The 23,556-nt window shown below is 66.5% G+C and carries 25 protein-coding genes; 16 read left to right on the forward strand and 9 right to left on the reverse strand.

What is annotated here, in order from left to right; translation table 11 throughout:
• Nucleotides 1-164: 164 nt before the first annotated feature.
• Together IP69_RS02205 and mdtI are read left to right on the forward strand one after the other, a co-directional pair.
• Nucleotides 165-536, forward strand: coding sequence for a multidrug efflux SMR transporter (locus tag IP69_RS02205; RefSeq protein ID WP_054141163.1), 372 nt, complete (start codon nucleotides 165-167; stop codon nucleotides 534-536).
• Nucleotides 533-871: a multidrug/spermidine efflux SMR transporter subunit MdtI gene (gene mdtI / locus IP69_RS02210; RefSeq protein ID WP_282568226.1), complete on the forward strand. Its 339-nt coding sequence runs from the start codon at nucleotides 533-535 to the stop codon at nucleotides 869-871. Before IP69_RS02205 ends, mdtI begins: the two co-directional genes overlap by 4 nt.
• Before the next feature lie 6 nt (nucleotides 872-877).
• Here the strand turns inward: mdtI and IP69_RS02215 are convergent, their stop codons facing one another.
• Both IP69_RS02215 and IP69_RS02220 read right to left on the reverse strand, forming a co-directional pair.
• Nucleotides 878-2,041, reverse strand: coding sequence for a glycosyltransferase (locus IP69_RS02215; protein ID WP_054141165.1), 1,164 nt, complete (start codon nucleotides 2,039-2,041; stop codon nucleotides 878-880).
• Nucleotides 2,042-2,060: 19 nt separating this feature from the next.
• Nucleotides 2,061-2,621 carry a polysaccharide biosynthesis/export family protein gene (locus IP69_RS02220; RefSeq protein WP_054141166.1) on the reverse strand — a complete coding sequence of 187 codons (561 nt, stop codon included), beginning with the start codon at nucleotides 2,619-2,621 and terminating at the stop codon, nucleotides 2,061-2,063.
• Between the two features lie 193 nt (nucleotides 2,622-2,814).
• On the opposite strand from IP69_RS02220, the gene IP69_RS02225 reads away from it, so the two are divergent.
• The gene (locus IP69_RS02225) at nucleotides 2,815-4,995 is read left to right on the forward strand and encodes a GumC family protein (RefSeq protein ID WP_156323246.1); all 2,181 of its coding nucleotides are present in this window, start codon (nucleotides 2,815-2,817) and stop codon (nucleotides 4,993-4,995) included.
• A gap of 4 nt (nucleotides 4,996-4,999) precedes the next feature.
• On the opposite strand, the gene IP69_RS02230 is transcribed toward IP69_RS02225, so the two are convergent.
• A complete protein-coding gene (locus tag IP69_RS02230; RefSeq protein ID WP_054141168.1) occupies nucleotides 5,000-6,247 on the reverse strand; it encodes a GNAT family N-acetyltransferase in 1,248 nt (415 codons plus the stop codon).
• 133 nt (nucleotides 6,248-6,380) lie between these two features.
• On the opposite strand from IP69_RS02230, the gene IP69_RS02235 reads away from it, so the two are divergent.
• Complete coding sequence (locus IP69_RS02235) at nucleotides 6,381-7,436, forward strand: polysaccharide deacetylase family protein (protein WP_054141169.1); 1,056 nt, start codon at nucleotides 6,381-6,383, stop codon at nucleotides 7,434-7,436.
• 123 nt (nucleotides 7,437-7,559) lie between these two features.
• On the opposite strand, the gene IP69_RS02240 is transcribed toward IP69_RS02235, so the two are convergent.
• Nucleotides 7,560-7,769 (reverse strand): DUF2842 domain-containing protein, encoded by a 210-nt coding sequence (locus IP69_RS02240; protein ID WP_054141170.1) that lies wholly within the window; start codon nucleotides 7,767-7,769, stop codon nucleotides 7,560-7,562.
• A gap of 130 nt (nucleotides 7,770-7,899) precedes the next feature.
• Between IP69_RS02240 and IP69_RS02245 the strand changes: the two genes are divergently transcribed.
• Entirely contained in the window at nucleotides 7,900-8,967 is a 1,068-nt protein-coding gene (locus IP69_RS02245) for a COX15/CtaA family protein (protein WP_054141171.1), read from the forward strand.
• Nucleotides 8,968-9,125: 158 nt separating this feature from the next.
• Here IP69_RS02245 and IP69_RS02250 read toward each other — a convergent pair whose 3' ends face one another.
• The 3 genes from IP69_RS02250 to IP69_RS02260 all read right to left on the reverse strand — a co-directional run bounded on the left by IP69_RS02250 (nucleotide 9,126) and on the right by IP69_RS02260 (nucleotide 12,126).
• A complete protein-coding gene (locus IP69_RS02250) occupies nucleotides 9,126-10,403 on the reverse strand; it encodes an O-acetylhomoserine aminocarboxypropyltransferase (protein ID WP_054141172.1) in 1,278 nt (425 codons plus the stop codon).
• Between the two features lie 249 nt (nucleotides 10,404-10,652).
• Nucleotides 10,653-11,183: a CoA-binding protein gene (locus IP69_RS02255; protein ID WP_054141173.1), complete on the reverse strand. Its 531-nt coding sequence runs from the start codon at nucleotides 11,181-11,183 to the stop codon at nucleotides 10,653-10,655.
• Nucleotides 11,184-11,313: 130 nt separating this feature from the next.
• The gene (locus tag IP69_RS02260) at nucleotides 11,314-12,126 is read right to left on the reverse strand and encodes an enoyl-CoA hydratase (protein ID WP_054141411.1); all 813 of its coding nucleotides are present in this window, start codon (nucleotides 12,124-12,126) and stop codon (nucleotides 11,314-11,316) included.
• 132 nt (nucleotides 12,127-12,258) lie between these two features.
• On the opposite strand from IP69_RS02260, the gene IP69_RS02265 reads away from it, so the two are divergent.
• The 8 genes from IP69_RS02265 to argC all read left to right on the forward strand — a co-directional run bounded on the left by IP69_RS02265 (nucleotide 12,259) and on the right by argC (nucleotide 18,377).
• Entirely contained in the window at nucleotides 12,259-12,675 is a 417-nt protein-coding gene (locus tag IP69_RS02265; RefSeq protein WP_248306669.1) for a PaaI family thioesterase, read from the forward strand.
• Between the two features lie 257 nt (nucleotides 12,676-12,932).
• A complete protein-coding gene (gene rplM, locus IP69_RS02270) occupies nucleotides 12,933-13,394 on the forward strand; it encodes a 50S ribosomal protein L13 (RefSeq protein WP_054141175.1) in 462 nt (153 codons plus the stop codon).
• Between the two features lie 2 nt (nucleotides 13,395-13,396).
• Nucleotides 13,397-13,876: a 30S ribosomal protein S9 gene (gene rpsI / locus IP69_RS02275; protein ID WP_054141176.1), complete on the forward strand. Its 480-nt coding sequence runs from the start codon at nucleotides 13,397-13,399 to the stop codon at nucleotides 13,874-13,876.
• 229 nt (nucleotides 13,877-14,105) lie between these two features.
• On the forward strand, nucleotides 14,106-14,858 hold the full coding sequence (locus IP69_RS02280) for an SDR family oxidoreductase (RefSeq protein ID WP_054141177.1): 753 nt from the start codon (nucleotides 14,106-14,108) through the stop codon (nucleotides 14,856-14,858).
• Between the two features lie 100 nt (nucleotides 14,859-14,958).
• Nucleotides 14,959-15,783 carry a DUF4239 domain-containing protein gene (locus tag IP69_RS02285; protein WP_054141178.1) on the forward strand — a complete coding sequence of 275 codons (825 nt, stop codon included), beginning with the start codon at nucleotides 14,959-14,961 and terminating at the stop codon, nucleotides 15,781-15,783.
• Between the two features lie 31 nt (nucleotides 15,784-15,814).
• A complete protein-coding gene (locus IP69_RS02290) occupies nucleotides 15,815-16,096 on the forward strand; it encodes a hypothetical protein (RefSeq protein ID WP_054141179.1) in 282 nt (93 codons plus the stop codon).
• Nucleotides 16,097-16,113: 17 nt separating this feature from the next.
• A complete protein-coding gene (gene speB, locus IP69_RS02295; protein WP_054141180.1) occupies nucleotides 16,114-17,070 on the forward strand; it encodes an agmatinase in 957 nt (318 codons plus the stop codon).
• A 371-nt stretch (nucleotides 17,071-17,441) separates the two neighbouring features.
• Nucleotides 17,442-18,377 carry an N-acetyl-gamma-glutamyl-phosphate reductase gene (argC, locus tag IP69_RS02300; protein WP_248306670.1) on the forward strand — a complete coding sequence of 312 codons (936 nt, stop codon included), beginning with the start codon at nucleotides 17,442-17,444 and terminating at the stop codon, nucleotides 18,375-18,377.
• Between the two features lie 116 nt (nucleotides 18,378-18,493).
• On the opposite strand, the gene IP69_RS02305 is transcribed toward argC, so the two are convergent.
• Nucleotides 18,494-19,342 carry a fumarylacetoacetate hydrolase family protein gene (locus tag IP69_RS02305; RefSeq protein WP_054141182.1) on the reverse strand — a complete coding sequence of 283 codons (849 nt, stop codon included), beginning with the start codon at nucleotides 19,340-19,342 and terminating at the stop codon, nucleotides 18,494-18,496.
• Nucleotides 19,343-19,437: 95 nt separating this feature from the next.
• Between IP69_RS02305 and IP69_RS21680 the strand changes: the two genes are divergently transcribed.
• Nucleotides 19,438-19,773, forward strand: a complete 336-nt coding sequence (locus tag IP69_RS21680; protein WP_156323248.1) for a hypothetical protein — start codon at nucleotides 19,438-19,440, stop codon at nucleotides 19,771-19,773.
• Nucleotides 19,770-21,107, forward strand: coding sequence for an outer membrane protein transport protein (locus tag IP69_RS02310; protein WP_082358894.1), 1,338 nt, complete (start codon nucleotides 19,770-19,772; stop codon nucleotides 21,105-21,107). Before IP69_RS21680 ends, IP69_RS02310 begins: the two co-directional genes overlap by 4 nt.
• Before the next feature lie 94 nt (nucleotides 21,108-21,201).
• Here IP69_RS02310 and phaC read toward each other — a convergent pair whose 3' ends face one another.
• Nucleotides 21,202-23,025 carry a class I poly(R)-hydroxyalkanoic acid synthase gene (gene phaC, locus IP69_RS02315; protein ID WP_054141184.1) on the reverse strand — a complete coding sequence of 608 codons (1,824 nt, stop codon included), beginning with the start codon at nucleotides 23,023-23,025 and terminating at the stop codon, nucleotides 21,202-21,204.
• Between the two features lie 32 nt (nucleotides 23,026-23,057).
• On the opposite strand from phaC, the gene IP69_RS02320 reads away from it, so the two are divergent.
• Nucleotides 23,058-23,504 (forward strand): hypothetical protein, encoded by a 447-nt coding sequence (locus IP69_RS02320; RefSeq protein ID WP_156323249.1) that lies wholly within the window; start codon nucleotides 23,058-23,060, stop codon nucleotides 23,502-23,504.
• Nucleotides 23,505-23,556 lie beyond the last annotated feature (52 nt).

Below are 23,556 nucleotides of genomic sequence, written 5' to 3' on the forward strand. Positions count from 1 at the left end.
TCATGTTTTCGGCCGTTTCGGCCGATGCCAGGTTGCCGTGCTGCTTTCGTGGTGGTCCCACCGGAAGCCTTTTCGATCCGGACGCTGATTCCAAACCCTAACCTTTGCTGAGCTGCCTGGCATCGCCCCCGCGACGCCCTTCGTCGGCTCTGCCCGTGTGCAACATGTCTTCCCATTGGTTCTTCCTGCTCGCGGCGATCGCCGTCGAGATCGTCGCGACGGCCGCATTGAAGTCGGTCGTTTCGGCTCCCTGGCTGGTGGCGTTCCTGCCGCTGGCCCTGATCGGACTGTCTTTTGCCCTGCTCTCGATCGCGCTGCGCGTGATTCCCCTCGCCGTTGCCTATGCGGTGTGGGAGGGGCTCGGCATCGTCGGCATCGCCATCATCGGCCATCTGCTGTTCGGCGAGCATCTTACACCGGAGCGGGTCGTCGCGCTGGCGGCGATCCTGGCGGGCATCCTGCTGCTTGAGCGCGGTGTCGGCGAGGCGCCGGCCGCCAAGCCCCGGGTCGAGCTGCCCAAGGGGAGGCTGGCATGATGGCTCCCCTGCTGCCACCGTCGCTCGCCTTCGCCTGGCTGGCGCTGGCGGTGGTGCTCGAAGTCGCCGGTTCCTGCCTGCTGAAGCTCTCGGACGGCCTGCGCCATCGCATGTTCGGGTTGCTTGGCATCGCGCTGGTGATCGGCGCCTTCGCGGCACTCGCCCAGGCCATCCAGGGCATGGATCTCTCCGTCGCCTACGCCGTCTGGGGCGGGGCGGGGCTGGTGATCACGGCGATCGTCGGCGCGCTTGCTTTCGGGCAGCGGATCCGGCCGACGGGCTGGGCCGGGATTGCGCTGGTCATCGTCGGCGTCGTCGCACTCAAGCTGGCCTGAGCGCGCTCAGGCCCGCCTGCGCTTGCCCATCGCGACGCGATACGCTGCCAGGACGCCGTCGATCATCGCGTCGAGCTGGAAGTTCTCGCGCACATGCCGGGCGAGATCGGTGGCCTCGGCGGCGCGCTCGTCTTCCGGCATCGACAGCGCGTTGGCGATGGCGTTTGCGAGAATTAAGGGATCGTTGGTGGGGATCAGCCGGTCGCGATGCTGCGGCCCATAGATCTCGTTGATGCCCCCGACATCGGTCGAGACCAGCGGTTGCGCTGCGGCAGCCGCCTCCAGAATAACATAGGGCAGGGATTCAGCCCGTGACGGCACGACCATGACATGGGCGCGCGACAAGGCCCGCCGGATCGGCCCTGGCGGCTCGAACACGCATTGCTCGGCAATGCCGCGAGACAAGGTCAGCGCCTTCAGCGCAGCCTCGTCGGGGCCCGAGCCGACGATGAGGATGCGCGGGGTCAATCGGTCGCGGTTCTTGAGCAGGCTCAGCGCGTCGATCAGTGTGTCGATGCCCTTGGCCGAACGCAGTTCGCCCAGATAGACGAGATCGAAGGTCGCGCCGGAATGATCGATCGGCTCGAATTCGGGCTCGGAGATGCCGTTGAGCACGATGCGGTGATCGGTGCGCGGCATATGCCCGATATAGGCCTCGAAGCGCCCCGCGATGAAGCGGCTCTCGAACAGGAACATGTCGGTGGCAGGCTCGAGCCTCCGCTCGACCGTCATATAGACCCGGTGCTCCAGCCCGCCGGGCTTGTAGTTGAAGCTGCCGCCATGAGGCGTGTAGGCGGTGACATAGCGTCGTCTGGGGCTGAACAGTGCCGGCAGCCGGCCATACACCCCGCCTTTCGAGCCATGACAGTGCACGATGTCGGGATCGAGTGTCTTGCGGACCGACATCGCGCTGAACTGGGCCCTTGCATCCAGGATACTGGGGTAGCGCGACATCGGCACGCGGGTGATGCCGAGCGTCAGCAGGCCAGAGAGTTCGGCGAAGACGTCGTCTGCACGCGTGCCGCCGGTCGTCGCATCGCAGAAGATGCCGACATCGTGGCCGCGCAGCGCCTGACCCCGCGCAAGGTCCAGCACATGCCGGAAAAGGCCCCCGAGCGGTGCCCGGAAGACATGCAGGATCCGCAGCCGCTGCGCAGGCGCGTCCGTCATCGAAGCTCTCCGGCCGCTATCAGAACCAGCGTTCCTTGATGACGATCGTGTCGCCGGGCTGCACGGGATAGGTGATCGGGACGCTCGCGGTGACGAGCTGGTCCTCGACCTGTCGCGTGACTTCGGCGTAAGCGCGCTGCCCGCGGGGCGTGAAGCCGCCGGCGATGGCGACCGCCGTCTGGACGGTCATGCCGTTCACATAGGGAAACTGGCCGGAATTGGTAACCTCCCCGAGTACGAAGAAGGGGCGGTAGGTATCGACCTCCACCGACACCTTGGGTTCGCGCAGGAAACCGCCGCGCAGCTTGGCCTCGATCGCCTTCTCGAGTTCCTGGGTCGTGCGCCCCTGAACCTCGACCGTGTCGATCAGCGGCATCGAGATCCGGCCGGAGCCATCGACGGCATAGATGTTGGAGAGATTGTCCTGGCCGAAGACGATCACGCGCAAACGGTCGCCGCTGGCCAGGCGATAGGGGCCGGCCTGCTGCGCCAGCGTATAGTCGGACGCGACATAGCGGGGCGCGCAGGCGCCAGCCGTCATGGCGACAGCCAAGGCGAGAGAGGCGAGACGTCGACTCATCACAAGCAATACCCATGCGAAAACCCTCGCGGAGCATGGGCGCGATATGGTTAACAAATGACTTCAGCGAGATGCGGCGAACCCGGACGACAAGTCACGTCGCCGTGTTCTTAACCCCGCACTAACCTTACTGCGCTTTCATTCACGCTGCGTCCTGTTCGGGGCGCGAGAGTTTTGCGTGAATGGATGGATCATGACCGCTCAGACCGAGAGCCATGTCAGGGAGCAGTTCCGCGAGCCGGCGGCACGCGGCGGCGACGACCGTGGCGACATGCTGGACCTGTCGGCGCTCTGGGCTGCGATCAAGCGCCGCCGGATGTGGATCATCGGGCCGACGGTTGCGGTCCTGGGTCTGTCCCTCGTGGCGGTGAACCTGGTTTCCCCGCGCTACACGGGCGAAGCGCGCATCCTGCTCGAGAACCGTGGCGGCTTCTTCACCCTCCCGGGCCAGTCCTCGCCCGACAGCTCGGGCCAGTTCGACAGCGAGGCGGTGCAGAGCCAGGTCCAGATCATCATGTCGCGCGACCTCGCCCGCGAGGCGATCAAGCGCATGGGTCTCGTCGGCAATGCCGAGTTCGATTCCGGTGCCGGCGCACTGAACGCGCTGCGCCAAATCGGCGTGCTGGTCGGCCTGGGCGGCCACCCGGCCGACCGCTCGCCCGAAGATCGCGTGCTGGAAAAATATTACGACCGGCTGCTGGTTTTCCCGGTCGGGCGCTCGCGCATCGTCGCGGTCGAGTTCACCTCGCAGGACCCCGAGCTCGCCGCTCGCGGCGCCAACATCATCGCCAACGCCTATCTCGAGCTGCAGGAGGCCGCCAAGCAGGATTCGGCCCGCAGCGCCTCCTCCTGGCTGTCCACCACCATCGAGCCGCTGCGCCAGCGCCTCGCCGAGGCCGAGGCCAAGGTCGAGGAGTTCCGCTCGCGCAACGGTCTGCTCGTCGGCGCCAACAACACCACGATCAACGCCCAGCAGCTCGGCGATCTCTCGACCCAGCTCTCGGCGGCCCGCAGCCAGCAGGCCGAGGCGCAGGCCAAGGCCGGCCTCATCCGCGACGCCATCAAGCAGGGCCGCACCTTCGAAATTCCCGATGTCGCCAACAATGAGCTGGTCCGCCGGCTGATCGAGCAGCGCGTCACGCTGCGCGCCCAGCTCGCGCTGGAATCGCGCAACCTGCTCTCCGAGCATCCGCGCATCAAGGAGCTCAACGCTCAGCTCGCCGATCTCGAAGGCCAGCTTCGCGCCGCTGCCGAGCGCACCGTCCGCACGCTGGAGAACGAGGCCAAGATCGCCGGCCAGCGCGTCGAGAGCTTCACCGCCGCACTTGACGGGCAGAAGAAGAGCGTCTCGACCGGCAATGACAGCGAGGTCCAGCTGCGCGCGCTGGAGCGCGAGGCGCGCACCCTGCGCGAGCAGCTCGAGCAATACATGCTGCGCTATCGCGAGGCGGTCGCCCGCGACACCCAGAATGCGACGCCCGCCGACGCCCGCGTGATCTCGCGTGCCGTGGAGCCGACCGAACCGTCCTTCCCCAAGAAGCTGCCGACGGTGCTGGTGGCGACGCTGGCGACCTTCCTGGCCTCTTTGGCCACCGTGGTGTCGCGCGAGCTGATGAACGGCCGCCGCGATGCGCCGATCCCGCAGCCGCGCCGGGCACCGGGTTGGGTCGGCGCCCACAGCGCCGCTGCGACGAGGGCCGAAGACACGCCCAGCGATCTGCGCCGCGAGCGCGTCGCCGGCCTGCTCACCCATGGCGGTCGTCTCGGCCAGATCACGCTCGATCTCGCCCATCCCGAACAGACGCTGGCCGATCTCGCCGAGCGCATCGAGGAGCCGGCCCGCGGCATGGCGCCGATGGTGCTGGTGCTCGATGGCGCAGGCGACGGCTCGACCACGCCCCATGCGCTCGCCGAACTCCTGTCGCAGCGCTGCCGCTGCATCATCGTCGATCTCGCCGATGACGACCGCAGCCAGCCCGGGTTTTCAGAACTTCTGGCTGGCGAGGCGCTGTTCTCCGACATCATCACCCGCGAGACCGGCTCCAGGCTGCATCGCATCGGCCCCGGCCGCGCAGGCCGCGACGCCGTGCTGGCCGCGCCCGATCTGGTCGAGGTCGCGCTCGACGCGCTGTGCGAGACCTATGATTGGGTCCTGGTCGCCGCCGCCTCGAACGATGCCGCTCCGGTTCTGGCTCCTTTGGCGAAACGGGCGCAGGGCGGGCTCGTCATGGCCGGCCAGCTCGGCAATGGCCATGCGGTCGAGGCCGCCTATCGCCTGGCCGATCTCGCCAAGGCACCGGTGACGCTGATGCTGGACGCGCCCGACACCGTGCCGATGCGCGACCTGCGCGAGCGCGACCCCGCAGCCCTTTGACCGGCTAGTCCTCGCCCCCGCGTTCACGGCCGCGGTTGAGCCAGCCCGAGACCCGGTGCGCCAGCTTGAGCGCCACGGGCGAGGCCTTGATCCGCCGCTTGGCCTCGCGCTTGGCGCGGCTGAACAGCGCGAAAGCGTGCCCCTTCGCCGTCAGCGGCAGGAAGCTGTCGACCAGATCGTCGCGCTCGTTGCAGATCGTCGTCTTGTAGCGCGCCTCGCCGACGCCGAGATCGAAGACGGTGATCCCCTCGCGGCATTTCAGCTTGATCAACTCGATCAGCAGGATCTCGCCCGGGCTGGTCTTGGCGATGTCGCTGTCCATCGCGAAGGACGTGGCCATGCCCGAAAAGCGACCCGCCTGGACTGCACCGACATAGGTCGCGACCGACTGGCTGGCGACATCCAGCGAATATAGCTCCAGCACCGGCTGCCGGTCTGCGTCGGCTTGCGCGCCCTGTTCCAGAAACCGACGGATGGCGGCCGACGCAAACGGATCGGGCACGCCCATCATCGCGAAACGCGCGGCCTTCTGGCGCAGGAACGCATCGATCACCCGCGCGATCTGGGCCGGCTCGCGCGCCCGGACGACCTCGGAGGGGCCGAAGGTGGCGAAGCGGTTGCGCTTGTTCTTGAGCTTCTTGTGGGCGTGGCTGCTCATCGAGCGCCGCAGCGAGCCCTCCGCATCGCCGGGCACGAGCGCGAGTTTGTAGGCTCCGCTCGGGCTCGGCCCTGCGGCCAGTGCCGCCAGCGGATTGGCGATGCCTTGCCATTCCGTTGGCTGGTTGACGAAGATGAAGGCGTCGAGACCGCCGATCGCGGCTGCCGCTTGCGACAGCATCAGCCGGGCAGCGGCCCCATCGAGCCTTGCGGCCAGATCAGGCGCGAACACGCCCATATGATAGTTGGCGTGTTTGCCGCCGATGAATTCAGCGAAGCGGATGCCGTGGCGGCGGGTGATGACGAGCGGCAGGATCGCCAGCGGCGCGCCGTCCTCGGCTCGGAAGACGACGAGCCTGACATCGTGACGCTCGGCTGCACCGACGGTCTCGACGAAAGGGCGCACCCAGCCATAGGCCTGATAGGGCGTCAGCAGCGCATGGGCTTCGAGACCGCGCCACTCGGCCTCGACCGCGGCGATGTCGGCGGTCACCGACAGGCTGTGCCAGGCTTCGACCCCCCGGCCGTCTTCGCTTCTCGCCGGCGCGGCGGTGCGATGCGTCGCGGCAGAGCTGGATTCGACCAGGGCTGACATGAAGGGCCGGACCTCGGATGGGCGACGATGCGTGTCCTTAACCCGCTATTGTGAACGGACTGGGCAAGATCGCGGCGCTGTGCGGCCGGGATTGGCAAACAGCGTTAGCGAGCGGTTGCTGCGGAAGCGATAGATGAACCTGCGCCACCATGCCTTCTCGGCGATTTTCCAGGCGATCGCGGCCACCGGCGCCGATCGCTGGGGCAGGGGGCTGGCGCAGGGCGCGGGCGTCATCCTGACATTGCACCATGTCCGGCCGCAGCGCCCGGCGACCTTCCAGCCGAACAGTCTGCTGGATATCACGCCGGAGTTTCTCGACCGCGCGCTCGCGCTGATCCGCGCCGAGGGCTACGATCTGGTCTCGCTGGAGGAAGCGGTGCTGCGCCTTTCGCAACCCCGCACGGAACGCTTCTTCGTCGCGCTGACCTTCGACGACGGCTACCGCGACAATGTCGAGCACGCCTGGCCGGTGCTGGCAAAACATGGCGCGCCCTGGACTCTCTTCGTCACCACGGGCTTCGCCGACCGCAGCGCGCGGCTCTGGTGGCTGGAGCTGGAGGAGGCGATCAGGGCTCTGCCTGCGATCACGCTGTCCCTGCCGGCCGGCCCCTTCGCGGCGCGGACGGCGAGCGATTCCGACAAGCAACGCGCTTTCGAGGCGCTCTACTGGCGTCTGCGCCAACAGCCGGAAGCGATTCTGCTGTCAGCGATTTCAGATCTTGCCGCTCAGGCGGGGATCGATGCCGCCGCCCTCGTGGAGCGCGAATGCCTGCCCTGGGAGACGCTGCGGGCCCTGGCCGGCGCGCCAGGCGTGACGATCGGCGCGCACACGCTGAGCCACCCAATGTTGGCGAAGCATGAAGAGGCTTTCGCCCGCGACGAGATCACCGACAGCAGGACCCGGCTTGAAGCCGAGTTAGGTGTTCCCATCCGCCATTTTGCTTATCCCGTCGGCGATCCGACTTCGGCCAGCCCGCGCGACTTCGCGCTGGCGCGGGAGGCTGGCTTCGCCAGCGCCGTGACGACGCGGCCGGGCCATCTCTTCGCCGATCATGCCAACCACCTGCACGCCTTGCCGCGCGTCTCCCTCAACGGCCTGCACCAGAGCGACGCGGCCGTAAGGGCGCTGCTGTCGGGGCTGCCGTTCTGGCTCTGGAACCGGGGGCGGCGGGTAAATGTGGGGGGTTAAAAGGCGTCGTGCTCGGGATGGACCCGAGCACATCTCTCACTGGAGGTTCTCCGGCAAGAGATTCTCCGGCAAGAGATTCTCGGGTCTCCGCTGCGCTGCGCCCGAGAATGACGGCTGCGCCTCTCAGGCCCGGTCCTTCCGCTCCATCCACTTGATCAGCGGCAGGAGCGGCAGAACCCAGGCGAGCCCGAGCGCGATATAGGCGATCGTCTGCACGGCCTGCGGCGCGGTGGTGATGCGCCCCTGCGCCAGTGCCATCGCGACGAGCGCATAGACGCAGACGAAGACGAGGATGACGACGGCGCCGATCAGCTTGCGGTGGGTCTGTCTCATCGGGGCGATCTCCCTGGCGCCAGCCAGCCTGCGGCAATGCGGGCGTTGTCGGGCCCCGGCGCGCCGACTATCTGTCACCTGCCAATCCGCTTGTGAAGCGCCAGCCCTTGCGACCGAAGGCCCCGCCACCGTGACGATCGCCCTCGACCGAGCCCGACCTGCCGCCCTGCCGGCCACCAGCCATGCCCATATTCGCCGCTGGCTCTGGGCCGTGGCGGCGCTGGTCTTCGTCATGGTGATCGTTGGAGGCGCGACCCGGTTGACCGGCTCGGGGCTGTCGATCACCGAGTGGAAGCCAATCACCGGCGCGCTGCCGCCGCTTTCGGCCGAAGCCTGGGCGAGCGAATTCGCCAAGTATCGGGCGAGCCCGCAATACCAGCTGCTCAACCAGGGCATGAGCCTCGGTGAATTCCAGTTCATCTACTGGTGGGAATGGGGCCACCGCCAGCTCGGCCGCTTCATCGGCCTGGTCTATCTCGGCGGCTTCCTCGTGGTGGCGGCGCTGCGCCTGCTGCCCTGGCGCCAGACGCTGGTGCTGTTTGGCATGGGCCTGCTGCTTGGCCTGCAGGGCGCGATCGGCTGGATCATGGTGGCTTCGGGCCTGCAGCCCGGCATGGTCGCTGTCGCTCCTGTAAAGCTGACGCTGCATTTGACCTTCGCCGCGCTGTTCTTTGCTTCTGTCGTCGCCTTCGCGACCTGGCTGACGCCGCCGCGCCGGGCCGAGCCCGCGCGCGGCCGGACCATGGCCTGGCTGCTGCTGGCGCTGCTCTTCGGGCAGATCGCGCTCGGCGGGCTCGTCGCGGGCTCGCGCGCCGGCTTCATCTACAACACCTGGCCGCTGATGGACGGCGCGCTGGTGCCGGGCATGGAGACGCTGTTCGTGCGTCCGGCCTTCTGGGAAAACTTTGTCGACAATGCCGCGCTGGTGCAATTCAACCACCGCGTCGGCGCCTATCTGCTGCTGGCGCTGGCGCTCTGGCACATGCTCGCGCTGCGCAAGGCCGCGCCGGGGTCGGGTGGGGCCAAGCGCGCCACGGCGATCTCCAGTCTCGTGATCGCGCAATCGGTGCTGGGCATCGTCACGCTGCTCTTGGTCGTCCCGCTCTGGGCCGGTCTCGCCCACCAGGCGCTCGGCTTCCTCGTGCTGGCGATGGGCGTGGTGCATGTGACGCGCACCGAAGGCGCCGCGCGCGGCTGATCCTCCCGGTCATTCCGGGGCACGCCGCAGGCGTGAACCCGGAACCCACGACTGGGTGACCGGTCGTGGGTCCCCTGCCGACGGAGCGGTGTGAATACTGGCTCACCCAGTCGTGGGTTCCGGGTTCGTCGCTGTGCGACGCCCCGGAATGACAGCGCCTAAACCAGCGCCTGATCCAGATCGTCGATCAGATCCTGCACATCCTCCAGCCCGATCGAGAGCCGGATCACCTGCGGACCGGCGCCGGACGCGGTCTTCTGCTCGTCGCTCAGCTGGCGATGCGTCGTCGAGGCCGGGTGGATCACCAGCGAGCGCGTGTCGCCGATATTGGCCAGATGCGAGAACAGCTTCAGCTCGGTGACGAGCTTGACGCCCGCGTCGTAACCGCCCTTCAGCCCGAAGGTGAAGACCGCGCCCGCACCCTTGGGGCAGTAGCGCTTGGCGAGCTCGTGATAGCGGTCGCCGGGGAGGCCGGGATAGCTGACCCATTCCACCGCCGGATGCTGCGCCAGATGCGTGGCGACGGCGAGCGCGTTCTCGCAATGGCGCTGCATGCGCAGGGGCAGGGTTTCGATGCCGGTCAGGATCATGAAGGCGTTGAAGGGCGACAGAGCCGGGCCCATGTCGCGCAGGCCGAGAACCCGGGTCGCGATGGCGAAGGCGAAATTGCCGAAGGTCTCGGCCAGCACCATGCCGTTGTATTCGGGCCGCGGCTTGGAGAGCATGGGGTAGCGCTCATCGCCGACCCAGTTGAACGAGCCGCCATCGACGATGATGCCGCCGATCGAATTGCCGTGACCGCCGAGGAACTTGGTCAGCGAATGCACGACGATGTCGGCGCCATGCTCGAAGGGGCGGATCAGGTACGGCGTCGCCATGGTGTTATCGACGATCAGCGGGATGTTGTGCTTGCGGGCGATCGCCGAAATGCCGGCGATGTCGACGACCACGCCGCCGGGATTGGCGATGGATTCGATGAAGATCGCCTTGGTCTTGGGCGTCACGGCGGCGGCAAACGCCTCCAGATCATCGGAATCGGCCCAGATCACGTTCCAGCCGAAGTTCTTGTAGGAGTGATTGAACTGGTTGATCGAGCCGCCATAGAGCTTCTTGGCCGCGACGAACTCGTCGCCGGGCTGCATCAGGGCGTGGAAGCACAGGAACTCGGCCGCGTGGCCCGAGGCGACCGCGAGCGCCGCCGTGCCGCCCTCCAGCGCCGCGACGCGCTCCTCCAGCACGGCGTTGGTCGGGTTGCCGATGCGGGTGTAGATGTTGCCGAAGGCCTGCAGCCCGAACAGCGAAGCGGCATGGTCGACATCGTCGAAGACGAAAGAGGTCGTCTGGTAGATCGGCGTGGCGCGCGCGCCGGTCGCCGCATCGGGCGCGGCGCCGGCATGGATGGCGAGCGTATGGAACCCTGGGGCGCGGTCGGTCATCGTCAACTCCCTGCGATCTTCTGAATGCGCGACATTGCGTTCGTTTTAACGAACGCTCCCGATGGCGTCAATTCGACGGGCGTTGGGAGGCGGCCGCGAGGGGGCGGCGGACGCAACGGCCTTGATCCCCACCACCCGTCATTGCGAGGAGCGAAGCGACGAAGCAATCCAGGAGGACGTAGCGCTTGACGGCCCTGGATTGCTTCGCTGCGCTCGCAATGACGATGGAAGGCCTGCGTGGTCCTCCGTTCACGTCCCCGGGCGGTGGATTGTCAGCTTCTGGAAGCCTTTGCCGGCGAGCACGGGCTTCTTCGACGACAGCAGCCGCGAATTGATGCCCTGCCAGCCGATCTCGCCGGAGAGCCGGCCATATTCGATCTTGGGGCAGCGGTTCATGATGACGGTGACGCCCTTCGCCTCGGCCCGCGCGGCCGCCTCGTCATTGCGCACCGAAAGCTGCATCCAGATCACCTTCGGCAGGGGATCGAGCGTCAGCGCCTCGTCGGTGATCGGTCCCGCCGCTTCCGAGTTGCGGAAGATCTCGACCATGTCGATCACGCCGGGGACGTCCTTCAACGAGGCATAGACCGCCTTGCCGAGCAGGGTCTGGCCGGCCAGGCCGGGATTGACGGGCACGACGTCATAGCCGCGATCGATCAGGTATTTCGTCACGATCCAGGAGGGCCGCGCCTCGCTGGCGGAGGCGCCGACCAGCGCGATGCGCTTCACGCTCTTGAGGATCTCGCGGATCTGGCTGTCGGGGTAGGCGTCGTGGGTCATGAATTTCCAAGGGTGAGGCGGCGGGGATGAAAGGGACGTCATGCTCGGGCTCGACCCGAGCATCTCCGGCCAGAGATTCTCGGGTCTGCGCTTCGCTCCGCCCGAGAATGACGTCAATACAGCACCCGCGCTACCCCTCCCAAGCCGGCGCACGCTTCTCGACGAAGGCGCCGATTCCCTCTTCGGCATCGCGCGCCAGCATGTTCTCGACCATCACCGCGCTGGCATGGTCATAGGCTGCGGCCAGCCCCATCTCGCGCTGCTCGTAGAAGGTCTGTTTGCCGATCCGGATCGTCGCCGGAGACTTGGACGCGATCACCGCCGCCAGCCGCTGCGCCTTGGCCAGCGCGCCGCCAGCCGGCACGACGCGGTTGACCAGCCCCATTCTGTGCGCCTCGTCGGCAGGGACCATCTCGCCGAGCAAAAGCATTTCCAGCGCGTGCTTGGCGCCGAGATTGCGCGTCAGCGCCACCATCGGCGTCGAGCAGAACAGGCCGATATGGACGCCCGGCGTGCAGAAACGGGCCCCTGCGCCCGCAACAGCAAGGTCACAACTCGCCACGAGCTGGCAGCCGGCCGCGGTCGCGGTGCCCTCGACGGCGGCGATCACCGGCTGGGGCAGGGCGGTGATCTGCTGCATCACGCCCGAACAGCGCGCGAGGATATCGGTGAAATAAGCGCGGCCCCGGTCGGCATCAGTGCGGTGCGCGCTCATTTCCTTGAGATCGTGGCCGGCGCAGAACACCGGGCCTTCCGCGGTCAGCACGACGGCCTTGACGCTCCGGTCGGCTGCGATCGCGGTGAAGGCATCGCGCAACGCCGCCAGCATCGCCTCGCTGAGCGGATTGCGCGATTGCGGCCGGTCGAGCGTAAGCACGGTGATGCCGTCGGCATCCTCGCGTCGCAGCGCTGGGGCCGCGTCTGGGTGGACATGGGCGTTCATGGCGGTGACCTTTGGCGTTTCCCTGTGCGTTTTGCCGTATTGTCCGCCGCGTCCCCTCATGCTGCAAGAGGCATGTCCTCATCCCCGCCTGCGCCGGAACGCCCAATGCCTCTTCGCGACACGACCCCTCTCATGACGGCCTCGCAGCTCGAGAGCTTCCTCGACGAGGTCTTCCCGCAGCTTCATCTCGGCGGGCGCACCTATTTCGTCGAGGAGGTCGGGCCGATGAGCGCGCGGATGCGCTGCGACTATCATGAGAAGCATCTGCGGCCGGGCGGGACGATCTCGGGCCCCACCATGATGGCGCTGGCGGACGTCGCGCTTTATGCCGCGATCCTCGGCCAGATCGGCCCCGTCGCGCTGGCGGTGACGACGAGCCTCAACTTCAATTTCCTGCGCAAGCCCGGACCGACGGCCCTGATCGGGGACGCAAAGCTGCTCAAGCTCGGCAAGCGGCTGGCGGTGGGCGAGGTCGCGCTGTTCTCGCAAGGCGAAAGCGAGATGGTCGCCCACGCAACGGGGACCTATTCGATTCCGGCCGAGCGCTGAGGCGGACGCGTCGTCATTCTCGGGCTTGACCCGAGAATCTCTGGCCTGAGATGCCCGGGTCAAGCCCGGGCATGACGAATGAGGCGACGCGGTATCCGAATACCGTTTTCGGTATTTCGCTGAAAACAATGCGTTTTTCGGGTCGCGAGCGTCGAGTAGCGCTTGACACCGCAGTGGCCTGCCCCTATCCCCCGTTCACACCGCCGCCGGTCCTCCGGCGGCTTGTCCTTTTTTCAACGCTCCGAAGGGTGCCCGCGATGAAGACCATCTCGCTCAAGCCCGCCGATGTCGAAAAGAAGTGGGTTGTGATCGACGCCTCCGGGCTCGTCGTGGGTCGTCTCGCCGCGGTTGTGGCGTTGCGTCTGCGCGGCAAGCACAAGCCGGCGTACACCCCCCATGTCGACTGCGGCGACAACATCATCGTCATCAATGCCGACAAGATCGTCCTGACCGGCCGCAAGCGCGACCAGAAGGTCTATTACCACCACACCGGCTATGCCGGCGGCATCAAGGAGCGTTCGGCCAAGTTCATTCTCGAAGGCCGCTTCCCGGAGCGGATCGTCGAGAAGGCCGTCGAGCGCATGCTGCCCCGCGGCCCGCTGTTCCGCCAGATCCTCGGTAATCTGCGCGTCTATAAGGGCGCCGAGCATCCCCACGCAGCCCAAATGCCGGAGGCGCTCGACGTCGCCGCGCTCAACAGCAAGAATGCGAGGGTCTGACCATGGCCGAGATTCTTCAGTCTCTCGAGCAGCTCGGCCAGGTCGCGACGTCGACCCAGCCCGAGGCTCCCGTCCACGTCAAGAAGATCGATGCGCAGGGCCGCGCCTATGCCACCGGCAAGCGCAAGAACGCCATCGCCCGCGTCTGGATCAAGCCCGGCACCGGCAAGATCACGGTCAACACCCGTGACCAGGTGGTGTATTTCGCGCGCCCCGTGCTGCGCATGGTCCTGCAGCAGCCGCTGCAGCTCGTCGATCGCCTGACCCAGTACGACGTCGTCGTCACGGTCAAGGGCGGCGGGCTCTCCGGCCAGGCCGGCGCGGTGCGCCACGGCATTTCCAAGGCCCTGACCTTCTATGAGCCCGAGCTTCGCGGCCCGCTCAAGAAGGAAGGCTTCCTGACCCGCGACTCGCGCGTCGTCGAGCGCAAGAAGTTCGGCAAGGCCAAGGCCCGCCGCAGCTTCCAGTTCTCGAAGCGCTGATCGTTTTTCGATCACCGGTCATGTGCAAAGGGCGGCTCGCAAGGGCCGCCCTTTTCGTATTCACTGCCGTGGCTCAGCCCTCATCCTGAGGAGGCCGCGAAGCGGTCGTCTCGAAGGATGCTCCAGCAGGCGCCAGTGGCATCTGGAGCATCCTTCGAGACGCAGGCCTTCGGCCCGCTCCTCAGGATGTGGGCTCGGGTTTGAAAAGCGACCACCCAAGGAGCCGCCCATGTCCCGTCCCGTCCTCCTCGTCACCGGCGGCAGCCGGGGCATCGGCGCCGCCATTTGCATCATGGCTGCGCAGCGCGGCTATGACGTCGCGGTGAACTATCAGGCCAATGGCGATGCGGCGGCCAAGGTCGTCGCGGCCTGCGAGGCGGCGGGGGCGAGGGCGGTCGCGCTGCAGGGCGACATGTCGCAACAGCCAGACATCGCCTGCGTCTTCACGCAGGCGCAGGCGGCGCTCGGCCCGCTCACCCATGTCGTCAACAATGCCGGCATCACCGGCCCGGCGAGCAAGCTGGCCGACGCCGACCCGCAGACCATCCGCACCTGCATCGACGTCAACGTCACCGGCGCGATCCTGGTCGCGCGCGAGGCGACCCGCGCGCTACTCGCCAACGACGCGGCGAAGGGCAGGGCCATCGTCAACATCTCCTCGATCGCCGCCGGCCTCGGCTCGCCCGACGAGTTCGTCTGGTATGCGGCCTCCAAGGGCGCGATCGATTCCCTGACGCTTGGCATGGCCAAGGAATTGGCTCCCTCAGGCATCCGGGTCAATGCGGTGGCGCCGGGCATGACCGAGACCGAGATCCACGCTTTGTCCTCGGGCGAGCCCGGCCGCGTCGCCCGCATCGCGCCGACGATCCCCATCAAGCGCGCCGCCCAGCCCGAAGAGGTGGCGGAGGTGGTGCTCTTTGCCCTGTCGGACGCGGCCTCCTACGTCGTCGGCTCGATCCTGCGCGTCGGCGGCGGTCGGTAGCCTTTGCCGACATGCCGCGATCGCCGCAGGCGGCGACGCGGCGGTTGGCCCTGGGGCGCGCGGCGGCTATAGCTCCGCCCCACAGCCTTGCAGCGGGGACATGAGCGAAGCGATGGCCGCATGGCTCTATCAGATACACTCCACCGTGCTGATCAGCCTGGCGGTGATGCTGGCGCTGGGGATCTGTGTGGCAGCGCCCTGGGTGGCGCATAACCTGTTTCGCCTGAAGCCGAACGCGGAGCGGTCTTTGGCCGCGCTCGATGCCTTCAAGCTGATCGGCCCGCTCACCGGCATCTTCACCGCCTTCCTCCTGCTGCAATCGGTCAATCGCCTGCATGATGCGCGCCGATTGGTCGAGAGCCAGGCGATGAATCTGCTGCAACTCGACCGCGCATTGGGTCGTATCGATTCCGCCGAGAGCGCCGATGCCCGCCGGGCAGTGCGCGAGTATGCCCGCATCCTGGTCGATCGGGGCTGGCCGGCGATGCGCGCCCAGAAGGCGAGCCCCGAGGTCGGCACGGCTCTCGGTCTTCTGTCGGAGCGTATCGACGCTCTTGCCATCGCGTCAGCGGGAGACCGCAGCGCGCTCGAACTGATCTCCGCCGGCCTTGAAGCGGTGGGCGATGTCCAGTCTCAGATCGAAGCGGCCGCAGCCGGCGGATTGCCTGACACCTTCTGGCTTGCCGTGGTGCTTCTACTCCTCCTGATGACAGCCGAGGCGGCGATGATCGTGCCGCGCTGGGCCGTGATCCTGCCGCTGGCCGGCTATTCCGGCGGGATCGGTCTCCTGATCGGACTCCTCTTCGTGATGGACCGGCCCTTCCTTGGCGATCAGAGTGCCGATCCGTCTCCGATCGAACGCAGCATCGCGACGCTTGATCTGCGTGCTCAACTCATGTCGCGACCGCCGCAGGCGCAGCCATGAGACACCCTTCCAACCGCCCGGACCCCGACCCATGCGCGTCCTCCTGATCCTCATCGCCTTCGGCATGATCGCCGTGCCGGCCCTGATCGCGCTGGCGCGGCGAGATTTGCCGCGCGGACGTCGCATCGGCAATGCGCTGGTGATCTTCCTCGCGCCGGCCTTCGCGCTCGGGCTGATTCATGGCGTGCCGGAACTCGACGGACGCGCCCTGCAGAACCCCGTCGGCTGGACTGTCCTGCGGATGGTGCTGTCGGGGCTGGCGCTGATCCTGCCCTGGTGCCTGTATGTCTGGCTCGTTGGCCGCAAGCCCTGACGTCACGGATCATCCTCATGACTGAACCCGCCGAGACGCCGCCAATCGACCACGCCTTCACCGGCGACAGGCGCGGCCCCGCCCAGGACCCGACCTATGCCGGCGCGCTCTCCTTCATGCGGCGGCGCTATTCCAAGGACGTCTCGGGCTGCGATCTGGTGATCTGGGGCGTGCCGTTCGATCTCGCCGTCTCGAACCGCCCAGGCACGCGTTTCGGGCCCCAGGCCCTGCGCCGCGCCAGCGCGATCTTCGATGGCGATGCGCAGTACCCCTCGCGGATCGACCCGTTCGAGCGCCTGAGCGCCGTCGATTATGGCGACTGCCTGCTGCCACGCAGCGATCTGCAGGGCTGTGCGCGAGCGATCGAGCAGGAGGCGGCGGGCATCCTTGCGGCGGGCGCCCATCTCGTCACGCTGGGCGGCGACCATTTCATCACCCTGCCGCTGCTGCGCGCCCATGTCGCCCGCCATGGCAAACTCGCGCTGGTCCAGTTCGACGCGCATCAGGACACCTGGGACGACGGCATCGGCGCGATCAGCCATGGCTCCTTCGTGCTGGAGGCGGTGCGCGAGGGCTTGATCGACACCGACCGCTCAATCCAGATCGGCCTGCGCACCGTGGCGCCGCGCGATTGCGGCATCGCCGTGCTCGACGCCTATGCCACCCATGAGCTCGGTGTCGCCGGCACGATCGCGCGCATCCGCGAGCGGGTGGGGGCGGGGCCGGCCTATTTGACCTTCGACATCGACGCGCTCGACCCCGCCTTCGCGCCGGGCACCGGCACGCCGGTGGCCGGCGGTTTCACCTCGGATCAGGCGCTGCGCATGGTCTGGGGGCTGCGCGATCTCGACTTTCGCGGCATGGACGTGGTCGAGATCTCGCCCCCCTACGACCATGCCGACACGACCGCGATCGCGGGGGCGGCGCTGGTGCAGCACTATATCCAGGCGCTGGCGTTGAAGAGGGTGGGTTGAATCTTGATGTGAGGGATTGGAATCGGTTTGGCAGCCTCCCAGTGCAAGCGGTTCAAATCCTTGGCCCTTGCGCCCGTCATGCTCGGGCTCGACCCGAGCCTCTCGACCCGAGCCTCTCGATCCGGAGATTCTCGGGTCGCCGCTTTGCGCCGCCCGAGAATGACGGCGTGCAATTGACAGCGCGTCCGCCCTCCCTCATATCCCGATCATGACCACGATACTGTCCCGACGTCGCACCGCACCGGCCGCCCTAGCGCGCCCGCGATGACGCTCGGCTTGATGTCCGAACGCCCGCGACCGCGCCCTGAGCGCGGTTTTTTTATGCCTGAAGCCGACCAAGCATCTTGTCCATGCCGGTCTTGGAGGTCCCGATGAGCCAGAACCTGAAATCCATCTTCATTGACGGCGAGGCCGGCACCACCGGGCTCGGTATCCGCGAGCGCCTCGCCGCGATGCAGGGCGTCGTCATCAAGAGCATCGACCCCGACAAGCGCAAGGACCCCGCCGCGCGCCAGCAGATGATGGCCGATGTCGATCTCGTCGTGCTCTGCCTGCCCGACGATGCCGCCAAGGAATCGGTCGCGCTCGCCGACGAACTCGGCGACGACTCGCCCAAGATCGTCGACGCCTCGACCGCCTATCGCGTTGCGCCCGACTGGGTCTATGGCTTTGCCGAACTCGAGCATGGCCATGGCGCCCGGATCGCGGCTTCGACCCGCGTCTCCAATCCTGGCTGCTATCCGACTGGTGGCATCGCGCTGCTGCGGCCGCTGGTCGATGCCGGCTTCATCGCGCCCGACCACCCGATCACCGTCAACGCGGTCTCCGGCTATTCCGGCGGGGGAAAAAGCATGATCGAGGCCTATGAGGCCGGCATCGCGCCGGCCTTCGAGCTCTACGGGCTGGGCCTCCAGCACAAGCACCTGCCCGAACTGCAGCAATATGCCAAGCTGACACGCCGGCCGATCTTCATCCCCTCGGTCGGGAATTTCCGCCAGGGCATGCTGGTCTCGGTCCCGCTGCATCTCGATCTGCTGCCGGGCAAGCCCAAGGCGGCCGATCTCGCCGATGCGCTGGCCGAGCATTATGCCGGCTCGACCTATGTCAGCGTCGTGCCCGCAGTGCAGGCGGGCGGCAAGCTGGAGCCGGAAGCGCTCAACGACACCAACAAGCTGGAGCTGCGGGTCTTCGGCGACGACGATCTGCGCCAGGCCGTGCTGGTCGCGCGGCTCGACAATCTCGGCAAGGGTGCATCGGGTGCCGCCGTACAGAACATCCGGCTGATGCTGGGGTTGGCGGAGAAGTAGTTCACGCCGTCATGCTCGGGCCGCGCTGAGCGCGGACCCGAGCATCTCTGTCAGATTGAGGCGCCAGTGCGGCCTGAGATGCTCGGGGCAAGCCCGAGCATGACGATCGTCGCGCCTCAGCCCTGATAGGCCTTGAAGTGCTGCTGCTGCTCGCCGAGCCCTTCGATGCCGAGCTTGACGATTTCGCCGCCCTTCAGGAAGCGTGGTGGCTTGAAGCCGAGCCCGACGCCCGGCGGTGTGCCGGTGGTGATGACATCACCCGGATCCAGCCGCATGAACTGGCTGATATAGTGGACGAGATAGGCGCAGCCGAAGATCATCGTCTTGCTTGATCCGTTCTGGACGCGCTCGCCATCGACCTCGAGCCACATCGCGAGGTTTTGCACATCCGCGATCTCGTCGGCCGTCACCAGCCAGGGGCCGAGCGGCCCGAATGTCGGGCAGCCCTTGCCCTTGGCCCATTGCCCGCCGCGCTCGATCTGGAACTCGCGCTCCGAGACGTCGTTGCAGACGGCAAAGCCGGCGATCGCGGCCATCGCCTTGTCTTCCGGGATATAGGAGCCGCCATCGCCGATGACGATCGCCAGTTCGACCTCCCAGTCCGTCTTCACCGAACCCTTGGGGATGATGACGTCGTCATGGGGCCCGACGATGCAACTCGGCGCCTTGTTGAAGAGGATCGGCTCCTTGGGAATCTCGGCGCCGGTTTCAGCCGCGTGGTCGGCGAAGTTGAGCCCGACCGCGATGAAATTGCGAACATCGCCGACGCAGGCGCCGATGCGCGGCGACCCGGAAACCACCCGCAACGATTCGGGGTCGAGTGCCCGAATTTTAGCCAGCGAGGCCGCCGACAAGGCTTGGCCGGCGAGGTCCGGGATCGCCCCGGAGAGGTCGCGCATGACGCCCTTCGCATCGAGAAGAGCCGGCTTTTCCTGGCCAAGCGCACCGTAACGTAGCAGTTTCACGTCGTTTCCCCCGTTTCAAACGATCTAATTGGGGCGTGATCCTGACAAGATGGCAGGCGCAAACACAAGCCTGTTCCTGCGCATGGCGCCGCTGCATGGTGATGCCGGTCATGTTGTTGCGCGAATGCCACGAGGATCATGAAAGCTGCGTGCCCGGGTTTTGTGCGCAGCCGAACAATTCGGCACAGCCTAAGCCGGAAACCGGGGATAGTTCGTATATAAACCATCCTTTTGGCCCATGCGTCGAAGCCGGCAAGGCAAATAATCGACAATATTGGGCCTTTTCGACCAAGCGACCCGTCAAAGCGGCGTTGGCGCGGCGTAATTGCGGCGTCGAGGGCGGGATTGCGGCGGCAAACGGCTCGGTCCATGTTCGTGTTCAGCGAAGCAAATCAGCTTCCAAGAAACGACACACGGGATGGATCTCATGAAGGGCTTTGTTCGCACAGCAGCAGTTGCTACGGTCTCGGCAGCCGCGCTCATGGTTGCGGGAGCGGCCCAGGCCAGCTCCTTTGCGATCCGCAGCGGCCAGAGCGCCGAGGGTCTCGGCATGGCCTATGCGGGCGCGGCGTCCGGCGGCATCGGCATGGGCGCGATGGCCTGGAACCCGGCCACGATCACCATGTTTCCCGGCCGCAACAGCCAGTGGAACGTGACGTATCTCTATGCCAACGCCTCCTATGATCCGACATCGCCGACCCGGCTGGGTTCGCCCGTCGGTCCGCTGAGCCCGATCCAGAACGGCAGCGGCAACATCGGCGGCGATGGGGCCTTCATCCCCGCCTCCTATTCGGCCTGGCAGTTGACCGACCGGTTCTGGGTCGGCCTGACCACGGGCGCGCCGTTCGGCCTGCGATCCAAGGCCGACGATCAGGTTTATGCCGGTCAGGTCTATGGTCGCTCCGCCACATTGCGCACCATCAACGTCTCGCCGACCATCGGCTACAAGGTCAATGACTGGCTCTCGATCGGTGCCGCCTTCCAGGTCCAGTACCTGAAGACCAGCCTCAAGAACGCGACGGGCGCCACGCTGGCGACGGCGATCGGCCCCAACGCGCCCAACCAGATTCTGAAGGGCGATTCGATCGATTACGGCTTCCGGGTCGGTGCGACGCTGACGCCAATGCAGGGCACCACGATCGGTCTCGCCTACCGCTCCTCGATCCGCCAGACGCTGGAGGGGACGATCTCGACCGTTGCCGGCGTGTCACCGATCAAGGCCAATCTCAATCTGCCCGACTCCGTCGTGTTCGGCGTGTCGCAGGTCATCAACGACCAGTGGCAGGCTCATCTCGGTGTCGAGTGGACGAACTGGAGCCGCTTCCGCCGCATCCCGATCGTCAGCCAGATCAGCGGCCTGCCGATCTCGAGCCTCAACTTCGTCTATGACGACAGCTGGTATTTCAGCGGCGGCGTCGAGTACAAGTACAACCAGGCGCTGACACTGCGCGCCGGCGTCGCCTACGAGCTTTCGGCGGTCAACGACACCAATCGCACGGTCTTCATCTCGGACAATGACCGGCTTTGGCTCTCGGCGGGTGCGAGCTATCAGGTCAGCGACAAGCTCAAGCTGGACCTTGGCTATACCTACATCCATGTCACCAAGGCTTCGGTGAACTATGGCGGCACCCACCCGCAGCAGGGTCCGGTCTTCTTCTCCGCCGAGGCCAAGCCCTATATCCACATCGTCTCGGCCGGCCTGACCTATCGCTGGGACAATCCGGCGGAAGCGATCCCCGCCCAGCCGGTCGTGCGCAAGTTCTGAGCCACGCCGTTCCTGAACGCTCGAAGAAAGCCGGTCCTCGCGGGCCGGCTTTCTGGTTTGTGGGTTGCTGTTCCGGAGACGGCTTGCCCGGGCGTTACGCCTTCATCAGCACATAGCTGCCTGGCGCATCCTCCAGCGCAGGCAGCTTGCCGGCTCCGGGCTCGCGCGCCGGCACGCGCCGGGGCGCCTGCCGTTCCAGCCAGGCGAACCAGTGCGGCCACCAGGAGCCAGGATGCTCGCTGGCACCCGCGATCCAGTCCCCATAGGCACCCGTCGGCGGCCCGCTGGTCCAGTACTGGTACTTCACCTTGGCGGGCGGGTTGACCACGCCGGCGATATGCCCCGAACCGGCCACCACATGATCGACCGGGCCGCCGAAGCATTGCGATCCGAGAAACACCGACTGCGCGGGCGCGATGTGGTCCTCGCGCGTCGCGAGGTTGTAGATCGGGATCCTGACCTTCTTCAGGTTCAGGCGTTTGCCGCCGATCGTCATCTCGCCCTTCGAGAGCTTGTTCTCGAGATAGCAGTTGCGCAGATAGAAGGAGTGGTTGGCGGCCGGCATGCGGGTCGAATCCGCATTCCAGTACAGCAGGTCGAAGGGCATCGGCGCCTTGCCCTTGAGGTAGTTGTTGACCGCATAGGACCAGATCAGGTCGTTGGGCCGCAGCATGTTGAAGGCGCCCGCCATCCGCGAGCCGTCGAGATAGCCGCTCTTGGTCATCTGCTCTTCGACCGCGCGGATCTGGTCCTCGTCGACGAAGACCGCAAGCTCGCCGGCTTGCGAAAAATCCACCTGCGTCGTGAAGAAGGTCGCACTGTCGATGCGCTTGTCCTTTGTCGCTGCCATATAGGCGAGCGTCACGCCAAGCAGCGTGCCCCCGACACAGTAACCGATCGCGCTGACCTTCTTTTCGCCCGTCGCCTGCTCGATCGCATCGAGCGCCGCGAAGACGCCCTCGCGCATATAGCTCTCGAAATCCTTGTTCGCATGACGCTCGTCCGGATTGACCCAGGAGATGCAGAACACGGTCAGCCCCTGCGCCACGGCCCAGCGTATGAAGCTCTTCTCGGCGTTGAGATCGAGGATGTAGAACTTGTTGATCCAGGGCGGCACGATCAGGAGAGGGCGCTTCAGCACGGTCTGCGTCGACGGCGCGTATTGGATCAGTTCGATGATGTCGTTGCGGAAGACCACCTTGCCCGGGGTCGAGGCGATGTTGACGCCGATCTTGAAGGCACCGGGATCGGATTGGCGGATCTTGAGTTCGCCCCGGCCGGCCTCGACATCCTCGGCGAGCATCTTCATGCCGCGCACCAGGTTTTCGCCATTCTGCCGCAGCGTCTCGCGCAAGAGTTCCGGGTTGGTCGCGATGAAATTCGAGGGCGAGAGCGCGCTGGCGATCTGCTTCACATAGAAGCGCGCCTTCTCGCGGGTGTGCGGGTCGAGATCCTCGGCCTTGTCGACCATCGACTCGGCCCAGCGCGTGCCGATCAGGTAGGCCTGCTTGACGAAGTCGAACATCGGATGCCCCGACCATTCGGGATCGGCGAAGCGGCCATCACGGGCATCGGGTTCGGCGACGGGCTTGGCGTCCTCGCCGCTCGCGCGCTTGAGCATGGTGCTCCAGAGGTTGAGAAAGTCACCGGTGATCGAGGCCTGCGCCTCGATGATCTTGCGGGGGTCGGACACCCAGCGCTCTGCGACGCGGCCGAGCGTCTTGACCATCTCGCTGGCCTCGTCGGCCTGGCCGCCCTTGGCCTCCCCGCGCTCGATGGGTTTGAGATAGGCGGCCGTGACCTTGCCGTATTCCTCGACGAGCCGGCCCATATTCTGCGCGAACTGGTCGAAATCCGGCACCGGTGCACCCGTGGCTGCGTCCGCATCCCCCGGCTTGTCGTCCGCCTGCCGCTTCATTGCGTTCTCCCCCGTCGCATTCTTCGGCGAGGATGCAGCCTGCTCCCCATTTTGGTCCTATTAAGGACGTAGCGGATATCGATTACAAAGAGAATTCATCAACCAAGCCGGATCACCTCATGCCGTTCCATCAGCCGACCAGGATGTCGTTTCTGCCGCTGCTGATCGTGGTCGCAGGGGCAATGAGCGCGGCCGGATGCGCGGGCGGGGCCGGCAAGGTCGTCGCGGAGGCGGCCGGCATGGCCACCACGCCGCAGGAAGCCAAGCCCTTCGTTCAGGAATCGCGGCCAATCGAAACGGATTACGTGCCCGTCGGCTCCACGATCACGCGCGCGGCACCCCGCCGGCCGGTGGCGGATTTCAAGACGATGGAAGCCGAACTGGAAGCTCAGCGCATTTCAAACGAAGCCGCCGGGAACCAGGCAAGGGCACTGGGCGCGACGCCCCCGCCCAAGCCGGCAGTTTTGCCGACCAACTGAAGGTTGCATCCTGCGCTCGCGGAGCCCGGGCGCTTCCGCCTGAATGAATCTT

The organism is Allobosea sp. AAP35 (assembly GCF_001295925.1).
Taxonomy (GTDB): Bacteria; Pseudomonadota; Alphaproteobacteria; order Rhizobiales; family Beijerinckiaceae; genus Allobosea.

Bases quoted from the DNA above. Each gene is read 5' to 3' on its own strand.
- IP69_RS02205 (WP_054141163.1), top strand. From the start codon at position 165: ATGTCTTCCCATTGGTTCTTCCTGCTCGCGGCGATCGCCGTCGAGATC.
- mdtI (WP_282568226.1), top strand. From the start codon at position 533: ATGATGGCTCCCCTGCTGCCACCGTCGCTCGCCTTCGCCTGGCTGGCG.
- IP69_RS02215 (WP_054141165.1), bottom strand. From the start codon at position 2,041: ATGACGGACGCGCCTGCGCAGCGGCTGCGGATCCTGCATGTCTTCCGG.
- IP69_RS02220 (WP_054141166.1), bottom strand. From the start codon at position 2,621: ATGAGTCGACGTCTCGCCTCTCTCGCCTTGGCTGTCGCCATGACGGCT.
- IP69_RS02225 (WP_156323246.1), top strand. From the start codon at position 2,815: ATGACCGCTCAGACCGAGAGCCATGTCAGGGAGCAGTTCCGCGAGCCG.
- IP69_RS02230 (WP_054141168.1), bottom strand. From the start codon at position 6,247: ATGTCAGCCCTGGTCGAATCCAGCTCTGCCGCGACGCATCGCACCGCC.
- IP69_RS02235 (WP_054141169.1), top strand. From the start codon at position 6,381: ATGAACCTGCGCCACCATGCCTTCTCGGCGATTTTCCAGGCGATCGCG.
- IP69_RS02240 (WP_054141170.1), bottom strand. From the start codon at position 7,769: ATGAGACAGACCCACCGCAAGCTGATCGGCGCCGTCGTCATCCTCGTC.
- IP69_RS02250 (WP_054141172.1), bottom strand. From the start codon at position 10,403: ATGACCGACCGCGCCCCAGGGTTCCATACGCTCGCCATCCATGCCGGC.
- IP69_RS02255 (WP_054141173.1), bottom strand. From the start codon at position 11,183: ATGACCCACGACGCCTACCCCGACAGCCAGATCCGCGAGATCCTCAAG.
- IP69_RS02260 (WP_054141411.1), bottom strand. From the start codon at position 12,126: ATGAACGCCCATGTCCACCCAGACGCGGCCCCAGCGCTGCGACGCGAG.
- IP69_RS02265 (WP_248306669.1), top strand. From the start codon at position 12,259: ATGACGGCCTCGCAGCTCGAGAGCTTCCTCGACGAGGTCTTCCCGCAG.
- rplM (WP_054141175.1), top strand. From the start codon at position 12,933: ATGAAGACCATCTCGCTCAAGCCCGCCGATGTCGAAAAGAAGTGGGTT.
- rpsI (WP_054141176.1), top strand. From the start codon at position 13,397: ATGGCCGAGATTCTTCAGTCTCTCGAGCAGCTCGGCCAGGTCGCGACG.
- IP69_RS02280 (WP_054141177.1), top strand. From the start codon at position 14,106: ATGTCCCGTCCCGTCCTCCTCGTCACCGGCGGCAGCCGGGGCATCGGC.
- IP69_RS02285 (WP_054141178.1), top strand. From the start codon at position 14,959: ATGAGCGAAGCGATGGCCGCATGGCTCTATCAGATACACTCCACCGTG.
- IP69_RS02290 (WP_054141179.1), top strand. From the start codon at position 15,815: ATGCGCGTCCTCCTGATCCTCATCGCCTTCGGCATGATCGCCGTGCCG.
- speB (WP_054141180.1), top strand. From the start codon at position 16,114: ATGACTGAACCCGCCGAGACGCCGCCAATCGACCACGCCTTCACCGGC.
- argC (WP_248306670.1), top strand. From the start codon at position 17,442: ATGAGCCAGAACCTGAAATCCATCTTCATTGACGGCGAGGCCGGCACC.
- IP69_RS21680 (WP_156323248.1), top strand. From the start codon at position 19,438: ATGGTGATGCCGGTCATGTTGTTGCGCGAATGCCACGAGGATCATGAA.
- IP69_RS02310 (WP_082358894.1), top strand. From the start codon at position 19,770: ATGAAGGGCTTTGTTCGCACAGCAGCAGTTGCTACGGTCTCGGCAGCC.
- phaC (WP_054141184.1), bottom strand. From the start codon at position 23,025: ATGAAGCGGCAGGCGGACGACAAGCCGGGGGATGCGGACGCAGCCACG.
- IP69_RS02320 (WP_156323249.1), top strand. From the start codon at position 23,058: ATGCAGCCTGCTCCCCATTTTGGTCCTATTAAGGACGTAGCGGATATC.